This is a genomic window from Streptomyces sp. CA-179760 (assembly GCF_050937045.1).
GTDB lineage: Bacteria > Actinomycetota > Actinomycetes > Streptomycetales > Streptomycetaceae > Streptomyces.
Genome location: NZ_JBNJLZ010000001.1, coordinates 9,219,516 through 9,239,913 on the forward strand (window position 1 = coordinate 9,219,516; position 20,398 = coordinate 9,239,913).

The 20,398-nt window shown below is 70.5% G+C and carries 15 protein-coding genes and 2 pseudogenes; 7 read left to right on the forward strand and 10 right to left on the reverse strand.

Going from position 1 to position 20,398, the window contains the following annotated elements; translation table 11 throughout:
• Positions 1-32: 32 nt before the first annotated feature.
• Complete coding sequence (locus ACQEV8_RS41690; RefSeq protein WP_432971927.1) at positions 33-1,199, reverse strand: extracellular solute-binding protein; 1,167 nt, start codon at positions 1,197-1,199, stop codon at positions 33-35.
• 262 nt (positions 1,200-1,461) lie between these two features.
• Complete coding sequence (locus ACQEV8_RS41695; protein WP_432971930.1) at positions 1,462-2,532, reverse strand: LacI family DNA-binding transcriptional regulator; 1,071 nt, start codon at positions 2,530-2,532, stop codon at positions 1,462-1,464.
• Between the two features lie 239 nt (positions 2,533-2,771).
• Between ACQEV8_RS41695 and ACQEV8_RS41700 the strand changes: the two genes are divergently transcribed.
• Entirely contained in the window at positions 2,772-4,871 is a 2,100-nt protein-coding gene (locus tag ACQEV8_RS41700) for an alpha-galactosidase (protein WP_432971933.1), read from the forward strand.
• Positions 4,872-5,189: 318 nt separating this feature from the next.
• On the opposite strand, the gene ACQEV8_RS41705 is transcribed toward ACQEV8_RS41700, so the two are convergent.
• Together ACQEV8_RS41705 and ACQEV8_RS41710 are read right to left on the reverse strand one after the other, a co-directional pair.
• Positions 5,190-6,224 carry a ketopantoate reductase family protein gene (locus tag ACQEV8_RS41705; RefSeq protein WP_432971936.1) on the reverse strand — a complete coding sequence of 345 codons (1,035 nt, stop codon included), beginning with the start codon at positions 6,222-6,224 and terminating at the stop codon, positions 5,190-5,192.
• A 328-nt stretch (positions 6,225-6,552) separates the two neighbouring features.
• Positions 6,553-6,687 carry a hypothetical protein gene (locus ACQEV8_RS41710; RefSeq protein WP_432971939.1) on the reverse strand — a complete coding sequence of 45 codons (135 nt, stop codon included), beginning with the start codon at positions 6,685-6,687 and terminating at the stop codon, positions 6,553-6,555.
• A gap of 1,074 nt (positions 6,688-7,761) precedes the next feature.
• Here ACQEV8_RS41710 and ACQEV8_RS41715 point away from each other — a divergent pair.
• Entirely contained in the window at positions 7,762-8,670 is a 909-nt protein-coding gene (locus ACQEV8_RS41715) for a squalene/phytoene synthase family protein (protein ID WP_432971942.1), read from the forward strand.
• Positions 8,671-8,946: 276 nt separating this feature from the next.
• Here ACQEV8_RS41715 and ACQEV8_RS41720 read toward each other — a convergent pair.
• A pseudogene (locus tag ACQEV8_RS41720) lies at positions 8,947-9,213 on the reverse strand (IS630 family transposase); the annotation flags it as partial.
• 546 nt (positions 9,214-9,759) lie between these two features.
• On the opposite strand from ACQEV8_RS41720, the gene ACQEV8_RS41725 reads away from it, so the two are divergent.
• The 5 genes from ACQEV8_RS41725 (at position 9,760) to ACQEV8_RS41745 (ending at position 13,715) form a co-directional block, all read left to right on the forward strand.
• Entirely contained in the window at positions 9,760-10,164 is a 405-nt protein-coding gene (locus tag ACQEV8_RS41725) for a hypothetical protein (protein ID WP_432971945.1), read from the forward strand.
• Positions 10,161-11,003, forward strand: coding sequence for a hypothetical protein (locus ACQEV8_RS41730; protein ID WP_432971948.1), 843 nt, complete (start codon positions 10,161-10,163; stop codon positions 11,001-11,003). The genes ACQEV8_RS41725 and ACQEV8_RS41730 overlap by 4 nt, the downstream gene beginning before the upstream one ends.
• A 38-nt stretch (positions 11,004-11,041) precedes the next feature.
• Positions 11,042-11,563 carry a roadblock/LC7 domain-containing protein gene (locus tag ACQEV8_RS41735; RefSeq protein ID WP_432971951.1) on the forward strand — a complete coding sequence of 174 codons (522 nt, stop codon included), beginning with the start codon at positions 11,042-11,044 and terminating at the stop codon, positions 11,561-11,563.
• Between the two features lie 103 nt (positions 11,564-11,666).
• A complete protein-coding gene (locus tag ACQEV8_RS41740; protein WP_432971954.1) occupies positions 11,667-12,041 on the forward strand; it encodes a hypothetical protein in 375 nt (124 codons plus the stop codon).
• A gap of 99 nt (positions 12,042-12,140) precedes the next feature.
• Positions 12,141-13,715, forward strand: coding sequence for an FAD-dependent monooxygenase (locus ACQEV8_RS41745; protein ID WP_432971957.1), 1,575 nt, complete (start codon positions 12,141-12,143; stop codon positions 13,713-13,715).
• Here the strand turns inward: ACQEV8_RS41745 and ACQEV8_RS41750 are convergent.
• The 5 genes and pseudogenes from ACQEV8_RS41750 to ACQEV8_RS41770 form a co-directional block, all read right to left on the reverse strand.
• On the reverse strand, positions 13,687-14,667 hold the full coding sequence (locus tag ACQEV8_RS41750) for an alpha/beta fold hydrolase (RefSeq protein ID WP_432971960.1): 981 nt from the start codon (positions 14,665-14,667) through the stop codon (positions 13,687-13,689). The genes ACQEV8_RS41745 and ACQEV8_RS41750 overlap by 29 nt on opposite strands.
• Positions 14,668-14,774: 107 nt before the next feature.
• Positions 14,775-15,269 (reverse strand): lamin tail domain-containing protein, encoded by a 495-nt coding sequence (locus tag ACQEV8_RS41755; RefSeq protein WP_432971963.1) that lies wholly within the window; start codon positions 15,267-15,269, stop codon positions 14,775-14,777.
• Between the two features lie 148 nt (positions 15,270-15,417).
• Positions 15,418-16,782 (reverse strand): FAD-dependent oxidoreductase, encoded by a 1,365-nt coding sequence (locus tag ACQEV8_RS41760; RefSeq protein ID WP_432971966.1) that lies wholly within the window; start codon positions 16,780-16,782, stop codon positions 15,418-15,420.
• Positions 16,783-16,910: 128 nt separating this feature from the next.
• Positions 16,911-19,540: pseudogene (locus tag ACQEV8_RS41765) on the reverse strand (SpoIIE family protein phosphatase).
• A gap of 296 nt (positions 19,541-19,836) precedes the next feature.
• On the reverse strand, positions 19,837-20,382 hold the full coding sequence (locus ACQEV8_RS41770; RefSeq protein WP_432971969.1) for a hypothetical protein: 546 nt from the start codon (positions 20,380-20,382) through the stop codon (positions 19,837-19,839).
• Between the last annotated feature and the right edge of the window lie 16 nt (positions 20,383-20,398).

Below are 20,398 nucleotides of genomic sequence, written 5' to 3' on the forward strand. Positions count from 1 at the left end.
GCCCGGGAGGCGGGCTGGCGAGGGGGCGCCGGTCAGAAGCCGGAGACGCCGCGCGCCTTGAGCACCTGCTCGAACTGGTCCTGGGCGGCCTGGGCGACCTGCTGGGGGGTCTTCTTGCCGTAGAGCATGTCGGCGAGGGCGAGGTGCATGTCGGGTGCGGTGAGCGCCTTGACCTGGAAGACGCCGCCGGCGGAGGACAGCGCCTCGGCCTGGGCGATCGCGGTCTGCGGCAGACCGTCGGGGTTGGGCACCGAAGGCTGCACCGACACGAGCTTGTTCGCCTTGATGTAGTCCGGGTAGTCGTTGCCGAGCCAGAAGGAAAGGAACTGCCGGGCGGCGTTCTGACGCTTGGTGTCGCCGGTCTTGAACGCGACGACGCCGTTGGTCTGGTCGGGCGAGTACTCGGCCTGGGCGGCGCTGTTGGCGATGGGGAACCAGCCCAGCTTCTTGTCCATCTCCGCCGTGCTGGAGGTGGCCTGTATCTGGGACTGGAGCGAGGTGACGTTGAGAGCCATCGCGGCGCTGCCGTCCATGATCGCCTTGCCCTGGTCGACGAACGTGGCCGTCTTGTAGTTCTTCTGCGCCAGGCCGCCGTCGAGGACCTTCGTCTTGTACTTGATGATGGCGTCGACGATGGTCTTGTTGGTCCAGCTGTCCTTGTTCTTGTTCAGCTTGTCCCAGAACGACTGCGGCAGGTCCGTCATCTGCACCTGGACCTGCCACTGCAGGGGCCACTTGTCGCCGCCGACCTCGAAGAAGGGGGCGACGCCCGTCTTGGACTTGATCTTCCCGGCGGTGGCGAGGAGGTCGTCGTAGTTCTTCGGCATCGTGGTGATGCCGGCCTTCTTGAAGACGTCCTTGTTGTAGTAGATGCCGAGGACCGCGGGGCTGGTGACGATGGCCGCGTAGCGGTGGCCGTCGACCTGGCCGAGGCCCTTCTCCGTCTTGCCGAGCTTGGCGACCCAGTCCTCGTTGTCGAGCTGCAGGAGGTTCGGTTCTGCTGCGGCTGGATGAACGGCAGCGTGCTGCCCGTGGGCTGCCAGAACATCAGGTCCGGCTTGACGCCCGAGGCGAGCTTGGTCGGGACGTTCGACTCGTAGGGGTCGGGGATCACCTCGGTGTTGATCTTGGCGCCGGTGGCCTTCTCGAACGCCTCGATGGCCTGCTTGGGCTGCCCGACGCTGTTCTGGGCCGTCCACATGGTGAGTTCGACGCCCTTGAGGTCGGCGGTCGGGTCGACCGACCCCTCGGGTGCGGCGCCGGTGCCCCCGGCGGTGCTGTCGCTGCAGGCGGTGGCGGTCAGCCCGAGCAGACAGGCGGTGACAAGGACGGAGACGGCTCTTCTCATGGCGGGATCCTTGGTCGTTAAGGAGCGGGAAGACGGGGCGGGCTTGCGGGGATGGGCGATGGCTGTGGGGAAGGTGGCTGACGGAGACGGCGAGCGCGAGCGTCCGGTCCGGCTCATGTGTGGCGCGGCCCCGAACTCTCCCGGAGCACGAGGGCGGGTTCGGCCGGCACCGCTGCGGGTGCCTGCTGATCGGTGTCGAGCCGGGCGCGCAGCAGCTCGAAGGCCTTGCGACCCAGCCCCTGGAAGTCCATACGGACCGTGGTGAGGGACGGTGTGACGTAGGCGGAGTGCGGGGCGTCGTCGAATCCGATGACGCTGACGTCCTCCGGAACCCGTCGGCCCGCGTGATGCAGGGCCCGCAGGACACCCAGCGCCAGGTCGTCGTTGCCGCAGAGGATCGCGGTGACGTCCCGCTTCCGGGCGAGCTTCTGCCCGGCCTCGTATCCGGCCTGGGCGTCCCAGCCCTTGCCGGACGGTTCGGGAGCGGCGACGCCGGCGGTTTCCAGGGCCTGACGCCAGCCTTCGGCGCGGGGTCCCACCGAGCGCCGGGTTCCGGTCGAGGCGGGAATCGCTACATAGTGGACGGTGTCGTGACCCAGCGCCAAGAGGTGTTCGGTGGCGGCACGGGCCGCCTCGCGGTCGTCGGCCCACACCGCGGGCAGACCGGGTGATCGTCCCGGCGGCGGCGCTTCCACCACCGCCGCGGACGGCACGTGTGCCGGTACGCGGTCCAGAGCGGCCGCGCCGAGGCGGTCGAAGCCGATGACCACCAGGCCGCCGCCGGCGTCGGAGGCCGAGGCGATCGTGCGGTCCAGGTCGTCCTCGGGGGTCAGGACCCGCACGCCGAGCGTGTGGCCCGCGGCGCGGGACGCCTCCTCCAGGCCCTGCAGGGTGGCTGCGTAACCGTAGAGCAGAGTGTTCGACGTGAGCACCGTGATCGACCGGGTCACGCCGCTGGCCAGCGCGAACGCGGTGGCGTTGCGCCTGAAGCCCAGGGCGGCGATGGCTGCCTGCACCCGCTCCCGCGTCTCCTCCCGGACGTTCGGGTGGCCGTTGATGACCCTCGAAACCGTCTGGTAGGAGACGCCCGCCGCCTGGGCGACATCGCGGATGCTCGCGGCCTTCGGCTGCCCCTGAGGGGGGTCGGCGCTGCTGTCCGACCTTGTGTGACCGGTCACAAACATGCGAGGATTGTGAGCGGTCACAACGCGGTCGTCAAGAGACCGTGAGCGCGGGTTCAGCTCTCCGGCACATCCGCTGACGCGGCGCACCCTCACCGCCGACTGTGAATCCCCAGATCAGCTCCACCTGGACCACCGCAGAACCGAAACATCCCGGAAGGGGAATCGCGTTGACCGCTGCCGTCGAAACAGCCGAGGGGTCCTGGGTCTGGTCGCATCCGGAATCCGGCCTGCATGCCGTCATGAATGACACCGGCGCGGTGAGACTCGGAAGACCCGGCCAGGACTGGGCTTGCCTGGTCCCCCTCGTCGAGGTCACCGCCACCGGCCACGGACGCATGTGGTCGGGAGAACGATTCATCGAGACGGCCATCGGTGACCGTCTGACCTACCGAGGCCACGAGACGGTCCAGGACGGCGGCAGGGAGCGTACGACGATCCGGCTGGCGGACTCCGCGACCTCTCTGGCCGCCGACGTCACACTGGAGACCCGCCCGGGCAGCGGTTTCCTGCGGGCCCGGGTGCGCCTGGCCAACGAGGGCGCCTCGGCGCTCCGGCTGGAGAGCGTCTCCACCCTGGCCCTCGGCGGCATCGTCGACGCGGGCGGCGGTCTCGACGGCCTGACCCTGCACTGGGCGGACAACGACTGGCTCGCCGAATGCCGGTGGCGGCAGGACGCTTTCCGCGAGCGGGTGGTCCCGCTGAGCCGCTCCGCCCACGGCCACGAGGGCCGGGGCTGCTTCGAGCGGTACTCGCAGGGAAGCTGGTCCACCGGCCGCCACCTTCCCGTGGCCGGCCTCACCGACGGGGAAGGCCGCGCCTGGCTGTGGCAGATCGAGTCCAGCGCGGGCTGGCGCTTCGAGACCGGTGAACGCGAGGGTGCCGCCTATGTGGCCCTGTTCGGCCCCGACGACGCGCACCACCAGTGGCAGCACACCCTGGCCCCCGGCGAGGAGTTCCACACCGTCCCGGCGGTTCTCGTCCGTACGGAGACCGGCGGACTGGACGCGGCCTTCGGCGAACTCACGGACTACCGCCGGAGCATCCGCCGCGACCACCCCGACCACCGCACGCTGCCGGTGATCTACAACGACTACATGAACACCCTGCTGGGCGACCCGACCACCGAACGGCTCCTGCCGCTGATCGAGGCGGCGGGTGCGGCCGGTGCCGAGGTGTTCGTGATCGACGCGGGCTGGTACGACGACGACGCCCAGGGCTGGTGGGACGCCGTCGGCGCGTGGGAGCCCGCTCCCCGCCGGTTCCCGGGCGGACTGCTGGAGGTCCTGGACGCCATCAGAGAGCACGGGATGACCCCGGGGCTCTGGCTCGAACCCGAAGTCGTCGGCGTACGCAGCCCCCTGGCCCGCAGCCTCCCTGACGAGGCGTTCTTCCGGCGCGGCGGTCTGCGCGTCACCGAACACGGGCGGCACCACCTGGACCTGCGTCACCCGGCCGCCCGCGCCCATCTCGACGAGGTGGTGGACCGGCTGGTCGGTGAGTGGGGCGTCGGCTACCTGAAGCTCGACTACAACATCAACATCGGCCCCGGCACGGAGAACGGCTCCGAGAGTCCGGGTGCCGGTCTGCTCGGGCACCACCGTGCCCACCTCGACTGGATGGCCTCGCTCCTCGACCGGCATCCCGGTCTCGTCCTGGAGAACTGCGGATCGGGTGGCCTGCGCATGGACTACGCGCAGTTGGCCGTGGCCCAGCTGCAGTCCACCAGTGACCAGCAGGACCTTCTGCGCTACCCGCCCATCGCCGCCGCGGCCGCCACGGCCGTGACACCGGAGCAGGCCGCGGTCTGGGCCTACCCCCAGCCGGACCACACCCTCGACGAGATCGCCTTCACCCTCACAGGGGCGCTGCTCGGCCGCGTCCACCTCTCCGGGTTCCTCAACCTGATGAGCCCCGAACAGTCCGGCCTCGTCCGCTCGGCGGTCTCCGTGTACAAGGAGCTCCGGCCGGAGCTCAGCGGCGCGAGGCCGTTCTGGCCTCTGGGGCTCCCCGGCTGGGAGGACGAGTGGGTCGCCCATGGACTTCGAGGCCAAGGGGCCACCTTGCTCTCGGTCTGGAGAAGGGAACCGGGCAACGGCGCAGCGCCCACCGTGAGCGGACACGACCGCAACGGATCCGCCGGCACCGACCGCACCGACCGCACCCTCACCATCCCCCACCTGCGTGGTGCTCGCGTCCAGCCCACGGTGCTGTATCCCGCGACAACCGATGCCGCCGCGGAATGGGACGCGGACGCCGGGCGGCTCACCGTCTCGCTGCCGCGCGGGAACACCGCCGTTCTCCTCCGGCTGAGCTCGGTTGGGGCGCACTCGTCGGAATGACGCGGAGCGTGAAGAACCGGGGCCACCACGCTTCTCCCCGCACGAGGGCGGCAGAGGGTGTGGTGGCCCGGCTGCCTGGCCGTCGCGGGTGAGGCGGCGAGATAGGCAGTCGTCGCAGTCCTAGGGGGAGAAGTCGCCCATCAGCACCTGCCGTTCCGCACCGATGCTCTTGAGGGTGCGGGTGGCGGGCACGGTGGTCGGGGCGAGGCCGGGCCAGGCGGCAGGGCCGGTGTGGTCGAGCCGGCCTTGCAGGACCGCCCCGGCCCTGCAAGGCAGGAGCGGCCGGTGATGACGGAGAACAGGGGCGCGTCTCGATCTTCACCCGGGCCACGGCGACGACTCGCGACCTCGACCGGTACCGCTCTCCATGATGCGCCTGCTCAGCTCCGCAGCCGTCAGGCCGCCCGGCTCCCGGCTCAGATGCACGCTCTCCCGGGCGGCGTGCTGAAGGGCCGCGTTCACCGGAGTGGGCACACCGTGCTTCCGGCCGAGCAACACGATCTCGCCGTTGAGGTAGTCCGTCTCTATCGACCCCGTGCCCCGCGCCAGGCTCTGCCAGGACGAGCCGCGAGTGGGCTCGCCGGCGATCGGTTGCGGATCGACCGTCCCGCTGCGCAGTTCGGTGATCTCGGCCCCGCTCGCGTAGGCGATGCCCGCGGCACCGAGGACCGCGGCACCCTCGGCCTTCGACCGGGCCACCAGGTCCTGCGCGGCGGCGTCCGAGGCGGAGCCGCACACCGCCTCGACCACGTTGGCGAGATTCCCGAGGAGTTTTCCGTACTTCCAGCGCATCACGTCCGTCGCTACCGGAGCCAGGAAGTTGGCCTTCTCCAGGTCGTCCGAGATCTGCCGGGCGGTCTCGTCCGTGCCCGTGCCGTACCGGCCGAGGACCAGGGCGCCGGTGTACGGGCCGCAGGGGGCGACGACCTCACCCGGGTTCAGGTGGGTGCTGGGGAGGACGACGCACACGCCGTACACCTCGCGGAACCGGCGCAGCGCCAGACGCTCGTTTTCCACTCCGTTCTGGGCGCACACCAGAGCCAGGCGTTCGCCGGCCGTACCGCCACCCGTCACCGGACGCGCGGCCCACGCGTCCAGGGCGGCCACGCTGTCCTGGGTCTTGACGGCGAGGACGAGCACATCGTCTGCGCGCAGTTCGACGTCCTGCGGTCGTGCCACGACCGGCACGTCGAGAATGAGTGTGCCGGTGGGAACCGTGAGCCGCAGCCCGTTGTCGCGCAGCGCTTCGTAGTGTGCGCCGCGGGCGACCAGGACGACGGACCGGCCGCTCTCGTGCAGCCGCCCCCCGATCGAACCGCCGATGGCTCCGGACCCGATGATGATGTAGCGCATTCCGCTCCCTGGCTCTCCGCTTCAGGTGGCGTACGGCTCGAAGCAGGATTGATCTGCCGTCGGTCGACAGTCGCGCGGTCGTCCTCGCCATGGTGTGGGGTCCACCGCACCCTCGCGGCGTACCACCGGGCGAGGTCCTGAGCCCGCCGCTCGACTTCCCTGGTCGTCGGAGCCTGTCAGCACGCAACCCGCCACGTACACACCGGACTTCGCTTCCCCTCTGGTACGCCGTGCCCACCGTAGCCCGCCGGCGCTGAGCCGGGGTGAAATATGAGAAGGGGCGCCCCGACGACGTCGGAGCACCCCGATTGACTGGGCGGGGCTGCTTTCAGGCTGCGGTGCGATGGTGGGGCGTGTACTGCCGGGATGTGTTGCTGTCGGCGAGGGCGGTCTTGTGCCAGGTACGGCAGATGGCGATGACGGCGTCCTGCCCGACGGTGAGTGCCGTGAGGCCAAGCGTCATGAGGGTGTCGCTGTCCTGGATGACGTGGGTGAAGTGCAGGGTGGCGACGGTGGCTGTCGCCGGGAGGGCGAGGGCGCCGGCAGGACGGCGAGCGGCCTTGATGTTGGTGACCGGGCCCAGACGTCTTGACGATCATTCCGTGGCCCATGGCGACAGAAACGGGTTCCAGTGCCTCGACGAAGGGCCCCTCGTCCGAGCCGGTGGGAGGGCTACAGCAGGGTAGGCGCGCTGAAGCCACTGGGGGGTCTCGATGCAGACCGCTGACAGGCTTCCGGCCGAGTATGCGGAAGCAGATACCTCAGCCACGGAACTGATCTTCGACAGCCGTCCGCCCGTGCGGCGTCGTCGGCCGCCCGGAGACTCCCTCGGCTCCTGAGCGCACGGCCTCGCTGCCGAGCCCGAGTGGCGGACGGGAGGGCTCCGCCTCTTTCGGGTCGTGATCACGTCCGGACGCGCCAGTCATACACCTCTTCCGAACAGGCGAGATGGGCATGCGCGAAGCGATTGTCCGAGAACGCCCGGTTGCGGTTCACGATCACTGGGGGCGTCACTCTGCGTGCATGGCCATGACATCCAGGCCCAGCGCGTGGCCGCCAAGATCGAGGCGGTCCCTCAACCGCTGACAGGGCCACACCGCCCCGGACCTGGACGACCCAGGTCCTGACGTGCCTCACCCCCTCCTGAACGAGGCCCCAGGTCCACGAACTGGTGCCGCCGCGGTTCAGACGTCGCCAACAGATCAGTGCACATCCGAGAGTGAGAAAGGCTGCTGGTGCGCACCTCTCGCGGCTCCCGGCTGAGCTTGGACGGGCAGGTCTTCCTGCCGCACGCCAAGAAGGTCCTGGCCGCGCTCGATTGCCTAGGCCACCGTGCGTGTGAGGGGGCTAGTCGGTGACGCTGCCCTAGGGACCACCCCCGCGCGCGGGGATGGTCCCCGTCTTTCCCCGCTCCGTCGAAGAGATCGGGGAGGCGTTCGGACGCCGCTGCTGGATCCACTCCACGCCGGCGCGATCGAGGTCCGTGGCATGGGCTGGGCCGGCTGACCGGCAGGCCCGACCTGCCTACGATCGGCGCATGAGTGCGTGGAATCAGAGCTTGGACGCTGCGGGGATACGGGAGCCGGAGCTACGGCGGGATTACAGCGCCCAGCGGGAGTCAGTCGCGCGTTTCAGACGGGCCTCATACCTTGCGGCCCGTCTGCTGTTGCCGAAAGCGGTGCTGCCCCATGTGGTGGCGGCGACAGCAGTGATGCATCACGGGGACAACCTGCTGGACACCGGTCCGAAGCCACAGCGAGTTGCGGGGTGGGCATCATGGGAGCATGAGGTGCGCAAGTCGCTGGACAGCGGGGGGAGCGACGATCCGCTGATCCGTACGCTGCTGCACACCACGGCGGCGTACCCGCGGCTGCGGGAGGTGGTGGAGGAGTACTTGGCCACCGCCACCGCCGAGTTGGAGTTCGCCGGCTTCGCCACCGAGGCCGACTACCAGGCCTATGTGGACGCCTACTCGCTGCCCGCGTTCATGCTGGTCGCGTCCCTGCTGAGGCCGGAGCACGAAGACGGGGACTTCCGGGCCGGGTGCCGGATGTTCATCGACGGCAGCCAGCGACTGGACTTCATCAACGACCTCGCCGAGGACCTGGCGGAAGGGCGGCTGGGCATCCCGGCGGAAACGCTGGCACGCTTCTCGGTGACGGAGAAGGACCTGGCGCAGGGGCGCGAATCGCCGGGCGTACGAGAACTGGTGGAGCGCCAGGTCGAAGAGGCGCGCACCTCCCTGCTCGCGGCGAAGACACTGCCCGCCCTGACCGCGCACCGCAACGGCGTGTTGTTGGAGGCAGTCGTCGGGATCGAGCTGCTCACTGCGGACGCGGCGCTCGCGCATGGCGCCCGGCTGCTGCGCGGGTCCGTATCACCGCCGATGGTGGGCTCGCTACGAGTGATGCTGGGCGCTCGTCGAAGGGCTCGCAGGCAGGGCTGAACTGTCCTGTGTCCTCAGGACTTCTGCTGTCTCGGGGCGCGGTGCGTACGGTAGCCCGGCGCGGGCTGCTCACCGTCGCGTTCTTTCGCCTGATCGGCTGAGCTTCCAGCTGCGCTCACCGATGCTCTCGGGCCGGTCAGTCACAGGACGGAACTGCGGCACATTCAGACGCGCGATCCACGCCTCGGCCCGGCGCCGCTGCGTCGGCGCCACCTCACCTCCAGCCTCACCGAGGTCCTTCTCCAGCGGCTCAACCGATTGACGCGCTCACGGTCCGGGGCGGCCGGGGGGCTTCCACGTCTTGGTGCGCTGGAAGGTCACGCCGCGGAGGGCGAGTAGGCCGCGTAACGCCACGCGGCCGATCCGGATGACCCGACCGTGGAATTTCCGCGGGTAGGCGACGAGTTTGCGCAGAGACCAGCGGGTGAAGGGCTGGCCGAGCCTGGTGGGCCGGGTGGTGGCCGCCTGGACGCCGAAGTCCTCGTCGTCACGGTTGAGCAGGCGGGGACGGCCTCCCGGCCACCGAGGGGCAAGGCAGGCCAGGGAGGCCGGCCTGACGAAGCATTACAGATGTCCAGGACCGTGATGGCACCCGGCGTCCGCTGCTGTGGACCCGGCTGACCACCCCGGAATTTGTAAGGTCTCGGCGGACCAGGGCTTTGCCGGCCGACTCGTGGACTGGACCGCTCAGACTCTGGGACGAGTGCTCGGGGCGCGCTTCGGTATCGACGCGGACAGAGTCTTCGGGGCGGGTCGGGGATCCGAGTCGATCTGATTACTCATCAGTAAGGCAGCGAGAGGTCAGTATGAGTCCTCGGGCACCCTGTGGAAGCTGCTCGAGCATGCGACGCGCGACGGAGGGCTGGATGCGGGGTCCGAATCGCTAAAGGCCAGGTCAAGACTCTGTTGAAGACTCCTGGAGCACGGCGGGACGCCTCGTGCTCGCTTCGGATCGATCTCGCACGCCCCTCTGCCCACTCCACTGCACATTCCTTTGGAAAATGCCAAAGCGTTCACCTGCGCCGAGCACACACCGTAGTGTCGTGCTCACGTTCGCGGGAACGGCCGTGCAGGGGAGGGGGATTCGGCGTGCCCGGAATTGACGAGAGTCTGCTGGAGGCCATGCGGTTGCCCGGCGCGCGAGGGGCGTCGGTGGTCGACTGGATCAGCGGTCTCGCCCTGGGCGCGGTGGGTGACGCACCGGGCGGCGACCTGGAGGCGACGGCGGCTGAAACCGCCGAACTCGCCCGCCTCGCCACGGAGAGTGGCCTCCTCGCACCAGCCGGCGGCGACGCGGGAGAGATATCCGGAAAGGAACCGCCCGTACAGGATCTGATCATCACGAACACCGACTCGTACCACCTGCTCAGGTTCGTCAGCACGACGTTCGACAGCACCGTGTTCCTGCACTTATGGCTCGACCGCAGTGACGGCAACCTGGCACTGGCCCGCATCCGGCTGGCCGAGATGGCGGACCGACTGGTGCTCGGATGATGACGCCGACCCGCACCTCACGCACGGACGAACCGGCCTCGGCCCTGCTCGGCACCCTTGCCGCGCAGGGCGCGAGCGGCGCCCTGTCCACCGAGTCGGGTGTCGTCTACCTGGCCTCGGGACACGTCGTCCACGTCGAATCCGCCGTCACACCCGACCTCGGCGACCTGCTCACCCACAGCGGTGCGCTCGCCCCGGACGGCTGGTGGGCCGCGATCGACCAGGCGGGCCGCCGCTGCAGGGTCGGCAGGCAGCTGGTCGACAGCGGCCACCTCGCCGCCGGCGCGCTGGAACTGTGCCACCTGGGAGCCCTGTTCGACGCGGCGTACTTCGTCCTCGCGCACGACGGGCCGGTACTCCGCTTCCGTCCCGGAGTCGCGCACTGGCTCGGCGCGGTCCGCTCCGTACCGGTGGACGCCGTGCTGCGCGAGTCGAGGCGCCGCCGCGAACTGCTGCACCGCATATGGCCCGAACCCTGCGTCGACCTCGTCCCGCTCGCCCGGGTTTCCGACGACGCCCCCTCGGACCTGCCGGCCCGCCGCAGTCGCACCCTCGCCCAGGTCGACGGCGTCCGTACCGCCGCCCAGATCGCCACGGCCCTCGCCTGCCGCACCTTCCACACCCTCGTCGAACTCCGCCGCCTGGCCGCCGCCGGGATGGTCGTCCCCGCAGCCACATCCCCCGCTCCCGCCGCATCCCCCGCGCCCGCCGCATCCCCCGCCCCAGCCCCCGACCTCGCGTCCGCCGAGCCGGCCCCCGCTCCTTGTCCGGTGGTGGTACCGGACGAGCCCGACACCGCACTGCTGCGACGGCTCCTGCACGCCTTGGAGGCACTGTGATCCGCGCGCGAAGACAGCGTGCCGAAAGGAGAATGCTCATGGCCGTCGAGACCGACGTCCTGGACGAACTGCGTCGGCTCCGCACCCGCGTACCCCGGCTGACGGGCTCCCTCGCGGCCACCGTCGACGGACTCGTCCTCGCCCACGACGTGCCGGAGGCCGAGCCTGAGGGACTCGCGGCACTCACCGCCGCCGCCCTCGGTGTCGCATACCGCCTGACCGACGCCGCCGGACGCGGCGACTTCCGCGAGCTGCTGGTACGCGGCTCCCGGGGCTACGTCGCGACCTACGCGGCCGGAACCACCGCCGTCCTCACCCTTCTCGCCGAGGACCGCGTCAACGTCGGCCGGCTGCACCTGGAAGGCCGGCGCAGCGGCGCCCGGATCGCGGACCTGGTGGCCACACGCGTCGGACCTGGCAACGGCCGCCACGCCGACCGGCCCGCGCCCGCCGAACACCGCGCAGCAGCGCCCCCGGCCACGGCCCGCCCCATCGGCACCCTCCCGGTCCGCACACCGCAGCGTCCCACCCACCAGCCACGCCCGCAGACCGGCATCTGAGCCGCCCGGACCACCGGACCACCGGACCACCGGACCACCGGATCACCGAACCTTCCGACCGACCGACCGACAGAAGCAGTACGGAACGAAAGGAACCGAGCGCATGGCGAACACCGAGACCGCGCTGAAGGAATGTCTGAGCTCCATCGAGGGGGCTACGGCCGCGGCCCTGGTCGACTACACCAGCGGCATGGCCCTCGGCACCCTCGGCGGTACCAAGGACTTCAACCTGGAAGTCGCCGCCGCCGGCAACACCGACGTCGTGCGGGCCAAGCTGCGCACCATGGAGCTTCTGGGCCTGAAGGAGGACATCGAGGACATTCTGATCACCCTGAACACCCAGTACCACCTCATCCGCCTGATCAAGGGCCGCGGAGGCAGCGGGCTGTTCCTCTACCTCGTGCTCGACGGGAGCCGGTCCAACCTGGCGATGGCCCGCCACCAGCTCCGCCGTATCGAGGCCGACCTGGAGGTCTGAGCCCCGCACCACCCTGCACCGGCACCACGGGAGCCCTCCGGGCGTAACACGGCGCGGAGGGCCCCGGCCTGTCGTACGGCCGGGACTACGGTTGGGTCCATGACGGCACCCCTGGACGTGCTGGTGGTGGGCGCGGGTCCGACCGGACTCGCGCTCGCGACACAACTGCGCGCGTACGACACCCCGTTCCGGATCGTGGACCGCTCGCCGGACCGTGCCCGGGAATCGCGCGCACCGGCGATCCAGCCCCGGACCCTGGAGATGCTGGCCGGGTTCGGAGTGACGGACGACCTGGTCGACCGCGGCAGCATGGCGGTCCGGCTGCACCTGCATCTGCCCCGACGGGAGCTGGAGGTGCCGGTGTTCGACGTCGGCTGCGAGGACACCCCGTACCCCTTCCTGCTCTTCCTCCCGCAGTCGGAGACCGAAGCCGTCCTGGCGGCCCGGCTGGCCTCGCGGGACGTGACCGTCGAACGGGGCACGGAACTGGTGGGCACCGAGCGGGAGGGCAGGTACGTCAGCTGCCGGCTCCGGCGCCCGGACGGCAGGCAGGAGACCGTGCGGGCCCGCTGTGTCGTCGGCTGCGACGGGGCGCGCAGCACCGTGCGCACCCAGGCGGGCATCGCCTTCGAGGGGCAGGCCTATCCGCAGACGTTCCTCCTGGCCGACCTGGAGGTGGAAGGGCTGGAGCCGGGTGCCGCGCACACGTACATGACCTCGGCCGGAATGCTGTTCTTCTTCCCGCTCGGCACACCGGCGACCTGGCGGATGATCGCGATGCGCCCGCCGGGCGGGGGCGAGGTGACACTCGGTCTCCTCCAGCAGATCGCCGACGACTGGACCCGCGACCGTACCGGTGACACCGGCCGCGACGGCCACCGGCTGATCCTGCGCGACCCGGTCTGGATGACCGCCTTCCGCATCCACAACCGTGGCGCCACCCACTACCGCAAGGGCCCGTTCTTCCTCGCCGGGGACGCGGCACACATCCACAGCCCGGCCGGGGGACAGGGCATGAACACCGGCATCCAGGACGCCCTCAACCTGGGCTGGAAGCTCGCCCATGTCTGCCGGGGCGCGGCGCCCGAGGAACTGCTCGAGACGTACGAGGCGGAGCGGGCCCCGGTCGGTCACGGCGTGCGCCGCCTCACCGACCGCGCGTTCACCGTCGGCACGAGCGGCAACCCGGCCCTCCGGCTCGCCCGCGCCCATCTCGCCCCGCGGCTGGCCCCTGTGCTGCTGCGTGCGGCCCGTCCCCGCGCACGACTCTTCCGCACGGTCTCCGAACTCGGCATTCACTACCGCCGCGGACCTGCCTCGACCAGCGGACCGCGCCGACCGCGGCAGGGCCCGCAGGCGGGGGACCGGCTTCCCGACCTCCCACCCGGACTCCACAAGCGGACCGTCGCACCGGGCTACCACCTTCTGCTCACCGGCCCCGCCCATCTCTGGCCATCGGCCCTGCCGACGCACGGACGCCACGACCTGCTCAGCGTGCACCACCTCGGTACGGACAGTCCCTGGCCGGACATCGCCCACGCCCTCGTACGCCCCGACGGATACGTGGGCTACGTGGCGCGCGGCACCGACCTGACCGGTCTGCGCGCCTACCTCGACCGCTGGCTCCCGGGCCCGACTCTCCAGGTCAGCGCAGACCGCCGAGCCATTCGATGAGGAGCCGATTGGTCTCACCGGGCCGTTCCTGCTGCGGGAAGTGACCGCAGCCGTCCAGGATGTGAGAAGCCGTCAGTCCGGGCAGCGTGGTCGGGTACGCCTCGATGGCGTCGGCCAGCCAGGTCGTGGACGCGTCCAGGCTGCCGCCGATGAACAGCGACGGCTGGGTTACGGGAGCGCCGGCGAATCCGGCCAGGTCCTCCCAGTCCCGGTCCATGTTGCGGTAGCGGTTCAGGGCGCCGGTCATCCCCGTACGTTCGAACTCCCCGGCACAGACGTCGAGGTCCGCCTCGTCCAGCCAGTGCGGCAGCAGGCCGACGGGGAAGCGGTCGCGCAGCCTTCCGCCGCGGCCGACGAAGTGCGGGTCGGGGGCGCCCGCTTCGGGCATCGTGTCGGCGGACAGGGCGGCGTAGAAGCCCGCCAGCCAGCCACGCACGTCCGGTTCGATCTCGGCCTCGGCCCGGCCGGGCTCCTGGAAGTAGGAGACGTAGAACTCCTCGTCGCCGCCCATCCGGGCGAAGACTTCGCTGGGGCGCGGGCCGCCGGGCGGAGTGTAGGGCACGCTCAGGAGCCCCACCGCGCGGAACACCTCGGGCCGGACCAGCGCGGAGGCTGCGGCGATGCTCGCACCCCAGTCGTGTCCCACGACCACCGCGGACTGCTCGCCCAGCGCCTCCACCACGGCGACGGTGTCCTCCACCAGCTCCCGCATCCGGTACGACTCCACCGTCACGGGCCGGGACGAGCGCCCGTGGCCGCGTACGTCTACGGCCACCGCGCGGTAGCCCGCGGCGGCCAGCGCAGGCAGCTGGTGACGCCACGTGTACCAGGACTCGGGGAACCCGTGCAGCAGCAGGACCAAAGGTCCGTCCCCCTGCTCCACGAGGTGTGTGCGGCCGGCCGGTGAAGGCACCAGGCGGTGGGTGAGGTCGACGGCGGACGGCTTCGGCATGGGACCCTCCGTGGGCACTCGGTCGGCTCCCCTGATCATGCTGTGCCCGGCGGAAAGAACGTGAGGCCTGTTGCCGGAACGGCAACAGGCCTCACGTAAGAGACAGGTCAGCCGTGGTACGTGATGTACCCGTTGCCGTCCTTGTCGGAGCCGCTCTTGGTGTACGAGTGCACGTCGGCGCGGCTGCCGGACGGCTTGTACACGTAGATCGTGTCCTTGTCGTTGTTCCACATGAAGTTGCAGTTGTCGCGGTAGACGACGTTCTTCGTGTCGGAGTCGGACCCGTTGCCGCCGCGCAGCTTCACGTAGTCACCGGGCTGCAGCGTGTGGCCGGCGGTGAAAGTGAACTTGTTGCCCGCGGCGTCCTTGACGACGTATCCCTTGAGATTCACGGTCGTCGACCGCGAGTAGTTCTTGATCGTCAGGTACTCCTCGGCGGTGTTCCCGCCCGAGCAGCGGTTCGAGTCCCGGCCGGGAGCGTCGTACTGGATGCCGCGGATCTTCAGTGCGGAGCTGTACTCGGCGGCCTGGGCCGGAACCGCCGTCAGGGCGGTCAGGGCTCCGGCAATCGCCGCCGTGGTGGCGACAAGGCGTATGTGCATGGACGTTCGTCCCCCCTTGCAAGGCCTTCTTGTGAAGGCCGCGTGATGATTCGGTGAAGCATCCGGATCGTACACGCTTCAAACACGCATAAGGGCGGGTCCGGTGACATTGCCACCGGACCCGCCCCACAGGCGTACAGGGAGGGCGTCAGGCGCCGCTCGCCCGCAGCATGTCCTCGCGTTCGACGAGCTTCACGCGCTCGCGGCCTTCCGGCTCGCCCAGTGCCTTCTCCGCGGCGTCCAGCTTGTACCAGCCGTCCCAGGTGGTGAAGCGGACGTTCCGCTCGGCGAGGAACGCGTCCACGGCCTCGGGAGCGGGCGTGGCGGGCGTCTGCAGCCGGCCGTTCGCGTAGTCGTCCAGCAGGTTGGACACCGTCTCGTTGGCGTCGCCCTTGGTGTGCCCGATGAGGCCCACGGGGCCGCGCCGGATCCAGCCGGTGACGTACGTGGACTGCAGGTGCTCGCCGGACTCCTGCATCACTCGCCCGCCCGCGTCGGGGACGGTGCCGGAGTCGATGTCCCAGGGCAGCTTGGGGAGTTTGTCGGACAGGTAGCCCACCGCGCGGTAGACCGAGCCGACGTCCCAGGTGTTGAAGGTTCCGGTGCCCTTGACGTTGCCCGTGCCGTCGAGTTCCGTGCGCTCGGTGCGCAGACCGACGACCTTGCCGTCCTCGCCGAGGACCTCGACCGGCGACTCGAAGAAATGCAGGAAGAGTTTGTGCGGCCGGTCGCCGGCGTCGCGGATCGCCCAGTTCTCCAGGGTCTTGGCGACCATGTCGGCCTGCTTGTTGCCGCGCCGGGTGGCGATCGAGCCCTCGTCGTAGTCGATGTCCTCGGGGTCGACGATGACCTCGATGTTGGGGGAGTGGTCCAGCTCCCGCAGCTCCATCGGGCTGAACTTCGCCTGCGCCGGGCCCCGGCGGCCGAACACGTGGATCTCCTTGGCCCGGTTGGCCTTCAGGCCCTCGTGGACGTTCGCGGGGATCTCCGTCGGCAGCAGCTCGTCCGCCGTCTTGGCCAGGATGCGCGCGACGTCGAGGGCGACGTTGCCGACGCCGAGCACGGCGACCTTCTCCGCCTCCAGCGGCCAGGTGCGCGGCACGTCGGGGTGGCCGTCGTACCAGGACACGAAGTCCGCGGCGCCGTACGAGCCGTCGAGCTCGATGCCGGGGAGGGGGAGCGCGCGGTCGGCCGTCGCGCCGGTGGCGAAGATCACACCGTCGTAGAACGCGCGAAGGTCGTCCAGGCTGATGTCGGAGGGATAGTCCACGTTGCCGAAGAGCCGGATCTGCGGCTTGTCGAGGACCTGGTGCAGGGCCGTGATGATGCCCTTGATCCGCGGGTGGTCGGGCGCCACGCCGTAGCGGATCAGGCCGAACGGCGCCGGCATGCGCTCGAAGATGTCGATGGACACACCGGGGTCGGCGGCCACCTCGGACTTGAGCAGGGCGTCGGCGGCGTAGATCCCGGCGGGGCCGGATCCGACGATGGCTACCCGCAGGGGGCGGGGCATGGTCAGGTTCCCTTCGAGCGGCGACAAGCGATCTCACCGGGAAGCCTAAACTAAGGCAAGCCTAAGTCGGTACGCGGGTCCGGTCTATGAGCTCATAAGCCAACTTTATGAGTTCCTCCAAGTGCCGCTTATGGCAGCGGCTGCTCCGCCCAGATCACCTTCCCGGCAGGCAGATAGCGCGTCCCCCAGCGCTCCGCGAGCTGGGCGACGAGGAACAGGCCCCGCCCGCCCTCGTCGGTCATCGTCGCGTACCTCAGATGCGGCGAGGTGCTGCTGCTGTCGAACACCTCGCAGATCAGGTTGCGGTCGCGCATCACCCGTACATGGATGGGGCCGTCGCCGTACCGGAGCGCGTTGGTGACCAGCTCGCTCAGGATCAGCTCGGTGGTGAACGACAGCTCGTCCAGTCCCCACTCGGCCAGCTGCCGGGTGACCGCCGCCCGTACCTCGCCCACGGCAGCCGGGTCGGCCGGCACCGGCCACTCGGCGACCTGGCCGGCGGCGAGCGCCCGGGTGCGCGCGACGATCAGGGCGATGTCGTCGCTGGACCGGGCCGTGAGCTGCGAGTCGAGCACTTCCTGGCAGGTCTCCTCAGGGGACTCGCCGGCCCGGCTCAGTGCCTCGCGCAGCATCTCGAGACCGACGTCTATGTCCCGCTCCCGGTCCTCGACCAGCCCGTCGGTGTAGAGCACGAGCCGGCTGCCCTCCGCCAGCTCCAGCTCCGCCGTCTCGAACGGCAGACCGCCGAGCCCGAGCGGGGGACCGGCGGGCACCTCCGCGAACTCCACACTGCCGTCGGGGTGGATCAGCGCCGGCGGGGATGCCCGGCCCGAGCGACGGTGCAGCGCCGGGAGACCGGGTCGTAGACGGCGTACAGGCAGGTCGCGCCGGTGACCGGGGCGCTGCCGTCCTCCTCGGTCTCGTCCTGGTCGATACGGCCGACCAACTCGTCCAGCAGGGCGATGAGTTCGTCCGGCGGGAGGTCCAGGGCTGAGAAGTTGTGCACGGCGGTCCGCAACCGCCCCATGGTGGCCGCGGCGTACAGCCCGTGGCCGACGACGTCCCCGACCACGAGCGCGACCCGGGCCCCCGACAGCGGCAGTACGTCGAACCAGTCGCCGCCCACCCCGGCCTGCGCCGGCAGATACCGGTAGGCGATCTCCAGCGCCCCCTGCTCGGGCAGGTTCCGGGGGAGCAGGCTCCGCTGGAGCGTCACGGCCATGCTGTGCTCGCGGGTGTAGCGGCGCGCGTTGTCGATCGAGACGGCGGCCCGCGCGACCAGCTCCTCCGCCAGGGCCAGCTCGTCCGTGTCGAAGGGCTCCGGCTTCTCGAACCGCCAGAAGCTGACCACGCCCAGCACCAGGGTGCCGGCCCGCAGCGGCACGGTGATCAGGGAGTGGATGCCGTACTCCACGATCTGCGCGGAGCGCTCGAGGTCCTGTGCCTGCCAGCCGGGGGCCTCGCCCAGCCGGGGTTCCAGGACGGCTCGCCCGGTGTCGAGGCTGTGGCCCTGCGGAGAGGAACCGACGAACCGGATCCGCTCGCCGACGGGGTAGAGCGGAGCGTCCTTGCGGATCCCGCTCAGCGCGGTACGGCTCAGCGCGGCCGCCGCGTCCGGCTGCCCGCCGCCCAGCACCGCGTCGAACAGGTCTACGGTCGCGAAGTCGGCGAACCGGGGCACGGCCAGCTCGGTCAGCTCCTCGGCGGTACGGGTCACGTCCAGGCTCGTCCCGATGCCCACGCCGGCGTCGTACAGCATGTTGAGCCGTTCCCGCGCGGTCTCGGCCCGGCCGGACAGGGCACGCAGCTCCGTGGAGTCGCGCAGGGTGGCGACGCTGCCGGGCGGACCGCCCGCGCTCTCCGTGGTCCGCTGATTGACGGCGAGGAGCCGGTCCCCGACGAGGTGCACCTCGTCCGTGGCGACGCGTCCGGAGGCCAGCAGATCGGCCGTGCCGAGGTCGAGCCCCAGACCGAGGACATGCCGGCCCTCGGCGTCGGCGGGCAGTCCGAGCAGGCGGTGCGCCTCGTCGTTGGCGAGCAGCAGGGTGCCCGAGCCGTCGAGGATGAGCACGCCCTCGCGGACGGCGTGCAGCACGGCGTCGTGGTGTTCGTACATCCGGGTCATCTCGTGCGGCCCGAGCCCGTGGGTCTGGCGCAGCAGCCGACGGCTCACCAGCGCGGCGCCCGCCGTCGCCAGGGCGAGGGCCACCGCGGCGGCGGCCAGCACGAGCGGCAGCTGACGGTCGGCGGTGCCGCCGACGTTCTCGGTCGTGATCCCCGCCGACACCAGGCCCACGACCCGGCCGTCCGGGTTTTTCACCGGCACCACGGCCTGCACGAGGTGGCCGATCGTGCCCTGGATCTCCTCGGTCACCGACTCCCCGGCCAGCGCCGGCGCGATCGTTCCGACGAACTGCTTCCCGATGCGGTCCGGCTTGGGGTGGGTGTAGCGGATGCCGTCGGTGTTCATGACGACGATGAAGTCGACCTTCGACTGCTCGCGGGCGGCCTCGGCACGGGGCTGGAGCACAGCCGTGGGATCGGGACCTTGCAGCGCCTCGACCGTGCCCGGCGCGTTGGCGAAGGTCTCCGCGACGGCGAGCGAGCGGTTACGGGCCTCCTGGGTCGTGTCGTGCCGCACCTGCAGGACCAGCGCCACTACGGCGGCCACCACCAGCAGCAGCACGATCACCACGACGAGCAGGAACACCTGTCCGGCGACGCTGCGTCCGCCCACGACCGATCGCAGCCCCGCCATCGGATGCCACCGCGACGAACCCGCCTCCCGCCGCTGCCGTGCGGACGGCGCAGCGCCGGGCCGCAGGGGCGATCGAGTCCCGGATCGACCCAAGAGTCGGACCATGTGCCATGTCTACACTGCCCGGCCCCGCGAGGCGAGGGGCATCACCCATGGTGACAAGGGGCCCTCACGGTTTCGTCACGTCTCCCGGCGTCATGAGCACACGGGAGCCGCCCTACGGCCGGGCGCGCACACTCACCTTGGCCCGATCGGAAACCTTCCGCAAAATCTCGCCGGCCTCAAGGTCCCGGGTCTCAGGTTCCAAGGGAGCGCGCGAGCTCGTTCGTGGCCCGGGCGATCTCCGTGTCCTCGTCGTCCATCAGCCGGCCCAGCTCTCCGCGCCGCGCACGCACCGCCTGACGTGCTGCGCGCTCCCACACCACCGGGTTCTCCCGATGGTTCAGCAACTTTGGGTAGACGGCGGCGGTGCTCTCCCACTGCCGGGCGTCGGCGATGTTCTTGAGCAGCTGGATGATCTGGGGGCGGCAGGTCACCTGCGGCAGCTTCGCCAGCTCCCACAGGAACGGAACCGTGGCGGCGGTGGCCTGCTCCACGACGAAGCCGAACTGGCAGATCCGTTTCCGGAGGTCGTCGAGCGCGGACCGTGCCGTTTCGGCGTCACCCCAGGCGATGCCGCTGAGCAGGACCGGAATGGCCGCCGCCGAGCCCGTGGAGTCCTGGATGTCGCCCCACGGCACGCGGTGCATTGCCGTGAGTGGTGTGGCCCGGGCCACACCGGCCGGGTCGTCGGGGCGCTGTGGGCGCTCGCTGCTCGGGTGTTCCGTCGAAGCGCTGCGCATGGCGAGTGGCCTTTCC